A 6,432-nucleotide genomic window follows, 5' to 3' on the forward strand; every position below is an offset into this window, starting at 1 on the left:
CATTGCAGGTGGGCATCGTGGCCACGGCGACGTTGCTGGGCTCGGCGCTGGCCACGATCGGGGTGGGGCTGCTGGGCCATCGCGTCGGCGTGTCGCGGCTGTTGGCGGTCGCCGCATTGCTGATGGTGGCCACCGGCCTGGGCTTCGCTGGGCTGACGGCGTTCTGGCCCCTGCTGCTGGTGGCTTTTGTCGGGACACTGAACCCGAGCGCCGGCGATGTCAGCCTGTTCTTGCCACTCGAACATGCGCGGCTGGCGGCGGCGGCCGACGGCCATGCGCGCACGGCGCTGTTCGCGCGCTACAGCGTCATCGGTGCCCTGTGCGCCTCGCTGGGGGCGCTGGCCGCGGGTGTGCCTTCTTGGCTGCAACAGGCGGGCTGGTCCGAGCTGGCAGCGTTGCGGGCGATGATCCTGCTGTATGCGCTGGTCGGCCTGTCGGTCTGGTGGCTGTACCGGCAAAGCGACGCGGCTCCGATGGCCGCTGCGTCCGCCCATCAGCCGCTGGGTGTTTCGCGCGGCATCGTGATCCGGCTGGCGCTGCTGTTCAGCGTCGATGCCTTTGCCGGCGGCCTGGTCGTCAATGCCTTGATGTCGCTGTGGCTGCTAGAGCGCTTCGAGCTCTCTCTCGCGCAGGTGGGCCTGTTCTTCTTCTGGACCGGCCTGCTCAGCGCGGCGTCGCAGCTGGCCGCCGCTCCGGTGGCCCGGCGCATCGGGCTGCTCAACACGATGGTGTTCACGCACATCCCGTCCAGCATCTGCCTGGTCGGCGCTGCGCTGGTGAGCGACGTGCACCTGGCGCTCGGTTTGTTGTTCGTGCGCGCAGCGTTGTCTCAGATGGATGTGCCGACGCGCTCGGCCTTCGTGATGGCGGTCGTCACACCGGCCGAGCGGCCAGCCGCCGCCAGCTTGACGGCGGTGCCACGCAGTTTGGCGGCTGCTTTGAGCCCCACGCTTGCCTTTGCCATGTTTTCGGCTGGGTGGCTGGCCGCCCCGCTGGTCGCCTGCGGGCTGCTGAAAATCGGCTACGACCTGGTGTTGTGGCGCGCATGCAGGAAACAGGTGTTGCAAGAGCTGGGCTGAGCAGGTGGCGGCAGTACTGCGAATGCCAGCAGCGCTGGGCGTGCCGTTTCAGGCCCAAATGGTTGCGCTTCGGCTTCCCCCCAAACGGGGGATGGCCGCTCCCATGTTCGTGGTCGACAGTCGCGGCTCGCTTCTCCCCCAAGGCCATGGAATCGACAATGAACGACACCGGGCGAGCGCAGGCGGGCGCCCCTCAGCACCTGGCGGCCCATGCTGCTCAGGCACGTTTTGCCGCGCTGTACGCCGAGTTGCACCGCATTGCGCACCGAGAGGCTCGGCGACATGGCGGTCTGGCGCAAATGAGCACGACCACCGTGCTGCACGAGGCCTATCTGAGCGTGGCCGGACGTGACGACGGGTTCCACGACCAGACGCATTTCGTGRCCTATGCGGCCCGGGCCATGCGGGGTCTGGTGATCGACCGCGTGAGGGCCCGCGGTGCGCAGAAACGGGGCGGCCAGTTCGAACTCGTCACGTTGGACGACGAGACGGCCGATGCCGTTGCTGACGTGTCCGGCCTGGAAACCGTCAGCGACGCGCTGGATGAACTCTCCGGGCTCGACCCGGACCTGGCGAAGATTGTCGACCTGCGTTTTTTCTGCGGCTTTTCGATGGTGGAGATCGCGGCCCAGCTGGACCTGTCGGAGCGCACTGTGCACCGGCAATGGGAGAAGGCCAGGGCGCTGCTGTACCGCGCGATGACCACGGGCTGACGGCCAACGCCGCGGCCTTATCGGCTGACCAGTTGCTGCAACTGCTYGGGATAGCGCGCGCCCTGGATCTGGATGCTGGCGGCTGCGGTCTCGATGTCTTTCAAGTCTTCGGCTGACAGCACCACGTTGGCGGCTGCTATGTTCTCTTCCAGGCGGTGCAGCTTGGTGGTGCCGGGGATCGGCACGATCCAGGGTTGTTGCGCCAGCAGCCAGGCGAGGGCGATCTGCGCGGGCGTCGCACCCTTGCGTTCTGCCATGGTCTTGAGCAGGTCGATCAGCGCCAGGTTGGCCTTGCGGGCTTCGGGTGTGAACCGGGGCAGGCCGCTGCGGAAATCCGCCGCATCGAGTGGCGTCGTGTCGTCCATCTGGCCGGTCAGGTAGCCGCGGCCGAGCGGGCTGAACGGCACCAGGCCGATACCGAGCTCCTGAAGTGCGGGCAAGACCTCGGCCTCGAGGTCGCGCGTCCACAGCGAGTATTCGCTTTGCAGCGCCGTCACCGGCTGCACGGCGTGCGCGCGGCGGATGGTCTGCACATTGGCCTCAGACAAGCCGAAGTGCTTGACCTTGCCTTGCCGGATCAACTCTTTCACCGTGCCGGCCACGTCTTCGATCGGCACTTGCGGGTCAGGGCGGTGCTGGTAAAACAGATCGATCGCATCGATCTTCAGGCGCTGAAGCGACGCCTCGGCCACCTGCCGGATGCGCTCGGGCCGGCTGTCCACACCCGGCATGGCTTCGACCTTGAAACCGAACTTGGTCGCGATCACGACCTGGTCTCGCACCGGTGCGAGCGCCTCGCCCAGCAGCGCCTCATTGGTGTAGGGGCCGTAGACCTCGGCGGTGTCGAAGAAGGTGACGCCCCGGTCGACCGCCGAGCGCAGCAGCGACACCATCGCCTGCTTGTCGGGCAATGGGAAGTAGCCGTGCGTCATGCCCATGCAGCCCAGGCCGATGGCCGAGACCGTCAGCCCGCTTCTGCCCAGTTCACGTTGTTGCATCCGTTGCTCCTGAAGAAGGTTCTGGACTATCCGACAAAAAACATGCCGTTGCCTGTCAGCTTATGCCGCACACCATGTGCGTCACGGGCTTTGCACGGGGCAGGCTCACCACGAAAAAAGAGGATGCATCCATGAACGATTCCCCTGACGAGATCCAGCGCCGCACGATGTTGCAGATGGCGCTGGGCGTGGCCGCTGGCGGCGGCGCACCGGCACTGGCCAGCGCACAGGCTGCGATCGTCGCACCGGCGGGCACCGGCCGGGCGGGCGACTTCGAATTCCTGGCCGGCGAATGGAAGATCAAGCACCAGCGGCTGAGCGAAGGCAACTGGGACCATTTCGACGGCGAGGCCACGGTGCGCAGCATCCTGGGTGGTGTCGGCAGTGTCGAGGAGCTGCGCATCCCCGCACGCAACTTCAGCGGCATGGGCCTGCGGCTGCTCGATGTCGAGCGCAAGCTGTGGGCCGACCACTGGGTCAACGCGAAGAACGGCGTGCTCACACCGCCGCCTTCCTGGGGCAGCTTCGTCGACGGCGTCGGCACCTGGGACTCGATCGAAGAAGAAGGCGGCAAACCCGTCGTCTGGCGGGGTGTGTGGGACCGCATCACACCGACCTCGTGCCGTTGGTGGCAAGCCCGCAGCGACAATGGTGGCCGCAGCTGGAAGGACACCTGGGTCATGCAGTGGACCAGGGTCTAGCCAGACCCCGAGTCCAATCCTGCTCGGACCAGCTAGCGCGAACCGCCAGACCGACGGTCGCGCACTTGTTCAACGTGTGCGATCAGTCCGGCCCAGTGCATGCGTGGCCCAGGCGCACAGGGGTCTCGCCCCAGCGCTTCCAGTTCGTCGCACAACGCCAGCAATCGAGGATTGCCTGCCACCTCGGCGGCCGAAAGAATGAGGCGGTTGAAAGGGTCGGTGTAGAGAACGGAGGCGGTCAGCGGCTGGGTGCTGCGCAGCTCATCCAAGCCTTTGACGGTAGCCAATTGCGCCAGCAGCGGGCTCAGCACCGATYTGAGCCTCGCTGCAAGTAGCGTCACCTTCACCGCCACATCGTCCGGTTGACGAAATACGATCACGCCGTCGTCGTTCTCATCAGCTTCCACCAGGAGTTCTCGCTCTGTGCGCAGCCATTGCGACAAACGCAGCACAGCCGTGTAGGGCAATGGGGCGCCCGCCTCGGCCACGTGAAAGTAGTCGGGCAGGTCATGGTCGCGAATGYGCTCAGCCACGACGGCAAGGCAGGAAGCAACAATCAACGACAACGTGCATGGGCCGGCGGGGGTTGCCTTCACGATGGCGGCCAACCAATGGCGCCCGCCGGGGTACTGGGTGCCGAAGACGCGCCCCATGCGTCCTGGGGCCGGGGCATCGATCATCCCGGCCTCAGCGACGGGATCATGCTTGAACCCCTCGGCATCCAGAAAGCCTTGCAAGGCGCCCATTACCTGCCCGAACACTGCATCCGCTGCAGGCAGCGGCAGCCGCGCTCTGGAATCGCGCTCGGCCATCCAATCCATCCACCGCCGATTCAAGACAAGTGCCAGTCGATCGAAATTCGCCCAGGAGTCGGGAATGCTGCAGGCATCGTCGGCCGCATGGCCGGTACGACTGAACTCGTTTGTGAAGACGCGGTCGAAGTCCGCATCGAATTGCGCGTCGTAGTAGTGGCTGGTAAAGGCCAACCCTTCTTCGCTCAAGTCTTCACTGCCCAGCTTGCCGTCGCAGGCGTCGAACAGGAAGCCAGCGCAGGAAATCCGCCGCGCTCGCAAGTCGTCCAAGTAGTCGTTGAACCCGTCACCGCCAAGGCCGCGCAGGGTCAACCAAGTGGCATACATGCCAATGCGCGTGCCACCCGCTTCCTTGGGTAGGTCGGTCTGGAAATCAATGAAGTGGTAGTCGGCGGAATCAAAGATCATGCGGCGCCCCGAAGTCCAGTGCCCAATGGCTGCAATGTGGCGCCACCCATTTTGGCATCCGGATCCCCTGGCTCAGCAGCCCACAAAGAAGCCGCGCATAGGCGCGGCTTCGAAGCGAGTGAACTCAGGCTCAGCCTTGGTTCTTGTTCGCGTCCTTCACGTTCTCTTCGATATTGCCGAGCTGCTTCTGCACCTTGCCGGCGATTTCTCGCGTCGTGCCTTGGACTTGTTGCTTCGGGCTGTCGATCAACTCGCCGGTCTTGCGTTGGACCTTGCCGGCGGCTTCCTTGATGCTGCCCTTCACTTGGTTGCGGTTCATGGATTCACCTCGTGTCGGTTGTTGAACGATGACACGCAGCACAAAGGCGCTGCGTTGGAATTCATCGTAGGCAGGCGACAGCGCAAGCGCCATCCGACAGGGGCGCGGCCGCATGTAGGCCGCTTCTTACCGACTCAGCCCTTCAGCAGCTTCCTCAGCCAGGCCACCAGCCGCGCGATCGGCCCGTCGGGCTCGCCTTCGGGCAGTGGCAGATCTTCCGGCTTGCCGTGCTTGTCGACCAGCGCCTGATTGAAGTTGCTGAAAAAATCGGTCGCCATCTTCTGCGCGGCCATGTCGATCAGACGCGAGCCGATCTGCGCGATCTTGCCGCCGACGGTGGCGTGCGCGGTGTAGTGCAGCACTGTCTCGTTCGGGCCGTTGGGCTCCAGCCGGATGGTGGCGTGGCCCTTGCCATGGCCGGCTTGGCCGCCCTGGCCCTCGAAGTGCAGCGTGTAGCTGTTGGGCGGTAGCAGGTCTTCGAGTCTGAGCTTGCCTTTGAAGCGCGCCTTGACCGGGCCCACGGCGGCCATGATGGCGACGTCGAACTGGTTCGGCTCGGCACCGGGCGTGATGGCCTCGCAGCCCGGGATCKCGGCTTGCAGCATCGCGGTGTCGTTCAACGCGTCCCACGCGACTTGCTGGGACACGGGCAGGGCTTGCTGGCTGGTCAGTTCCATGCGGGGTGGGGGGTGAAGGTGGGCGAAGGGGGYGTGCGTCGCGTGCCCGCCTGGGCGAGTACGTGAGCGAGTTGTTCGAGGCTGGCCAGGTTGTGCGCGGGCAAGAAAAGGTCCACATGCGGCCGCATCGCGCGGATGCCGCCGGCCTTGGGCTCGAATGCAGCGTAACGCAACAACGGGTTCAGCCAGACCAACCGCCGGCAGCTCTTGGCCAGCCGCTCGGTTTCGAAGGCGAGCTGGGTCGTGTCGCCGCACTCCAGACCGTCGGTGACGAGCAGCACGGTGGCGCGGCCTCCGCCGAGCACACGGCGTGCCCAATGGCGATTGAAGGCGTGCAAGCTCTCGCTGATGCGCGTGCCGCCGGACCAGTCTTGCACCTGGCGCGCGACGTCGGCGATCGCGATGTCAGGGTCACGCTGGCGCAGCGAGCGGGTGATGGGCGTGAGTCGGGTGCCGAAGACGAAGCTCGCGACGCGCAGGTCGCTTTGTGCCAGCGCATGGGTGAAGTGCAGCAGCATGCGCGAGTAGCTGGTCATCGAACCGGAGATGTCGGCCAGCACGACCAGCGGCGCAGGCTGCTCGCGCGGGCGGCGCCAACGCAGCGCACCCGCGTCGCCGCCGTGGCGTGCCATGGCAGCCAGGCTGGCGCGCCAGTCGATGCGGCCGGGGCGCGGGTCGCGCGCGAAGCGGCGCGTGGGCAGCGGTGGTGTGAACGTGGCGATGCG

8 protein-coding genes are annotated in these 6,432 nt (G+C 65.9%); 3 read left to right on the forward strand and 5 right to left on the reverse strand.

All coding sequences use genetic code 11. The features are described from left to right. Together AC1DYI_RS23665 and AC1DYI_RS23670 are read left to right on the forward strand one after the other, a co-directional pair. Nucleotides 1-1,079 (forward strand): MFS transporter (locus AC1DYI_RS23665; protein ID WP_477206584.1); only part of this gene is annotated, 1,079 nt, incomplete at its 5' end. Nucleotides 1,080-1,237: 158 nt separating this feature from the next. Further along, nucleotides 1,238-1,792, forward strand: coding sequence for an ECF-type sigma factor (locus AC1DYI_RS23670; RefSeq protein WP_477206585.1), 555 nt, complete (start codon nucleotides 1,238-1,240; stop codon nucleotides 1,790-1,792). 17 nt (nucleotides 1,793-1,809) lie between these two features. Here the strand turns inward: AC1DYI_RS23670 and AC1DYI_RS23675 are convergent, their stop codons facing one another. Continuing rightward, nucleotides 1,810-2,790, reverse strand: a complete 981-nt coding sequence (locus AC1DYI_RS23675) for an aldo/keto reductase (RefSeq protein WP_477206586.1) — start codon at nucleotides 2,788-2,790, stop codon at nucleotides 1,810-1,812. A 131-nt stretch (nucleotides 2,791-2,921) separates the two neighbouring features. On the opposite strand from AC1DYI_RS23675, the gene AC1DYI_RS23680 reads away from it, so the two are divergent. Beyond that, on the forward strand, nucleotides 2,922-3,491 hold the full coding sequence (locus AC1DYI_RS23680) for a hypothetical protein (protein WP_477206587.1): 570 nt from the start codon (nucleotides 2,922-2,924) through the stop codon (nucleotides 3,489-3,491). Between the two features lie 32 nt (nucleotides 3,492-3,523). Here the strand turns inward: AC1DYI_RS23680 and AC1DYI_RS23685 are convergent, their stop codons facing one another. From AC1DYI_RS23685 to AC1DYI_RS23700, 4 genes are all read right to left on the reverse strand, one after another. Further along, nucleotides 3,524-4,711: a DUF7832 domain-containing protein gene (locus AC1DYI_RS23685; RefSeq protein ID WP_477206588.1), complete on the reverse strand. Its 1,188-nt coding sequence runs from the start codon at nucleotides 4,709-4,711 to the stop codon at nucleotides 3,524-3,526. Nucleotides 4,712-4,841: 130 nt separating this feature from the next. Continuing rightward, the gene (locus tag AC1DYI_RS23690; protein WP_477206589.1) at nucleotides 4,842-5,030 is read right to left on the reverse strand and encodes a CsbD family protein; all 189 of its coding nucleotides are present in this window, start codon (nucleotides 5,028-5,030) and stop codon (nucleotides 4,842-4,844) included. A 134-nt stretch (nucleotides 5,031-5,164) separates the two neighbouring features. Continuing rightward, nucleotides 5,165-5,707, reverse strand: a complete 543-nt coding sequence (locus AC1DYI_RS23695; RefSeq protein ID WP_477206590.1) for an SRPBCC family protein — start codon at nucleotides 5,705-5,707, stop codon at nucleotides 5,165-5,167. Then, nucleotides 5,698-6,432 (reverse strand): vWA domain-containing protein (locus tag AC1DYI_RS23700; RefSeq protein WP_477206591.1); only part of this gene is annotated, 735 nt, incomplete at its 5' end. The genes AC1DYI_RS23700 and AC1DYI_RS23695, both read right to left, overlap by 10 nt.

It is taken from the genome of Ideonella sp. P3_A4, assembly GCF_056403075.1.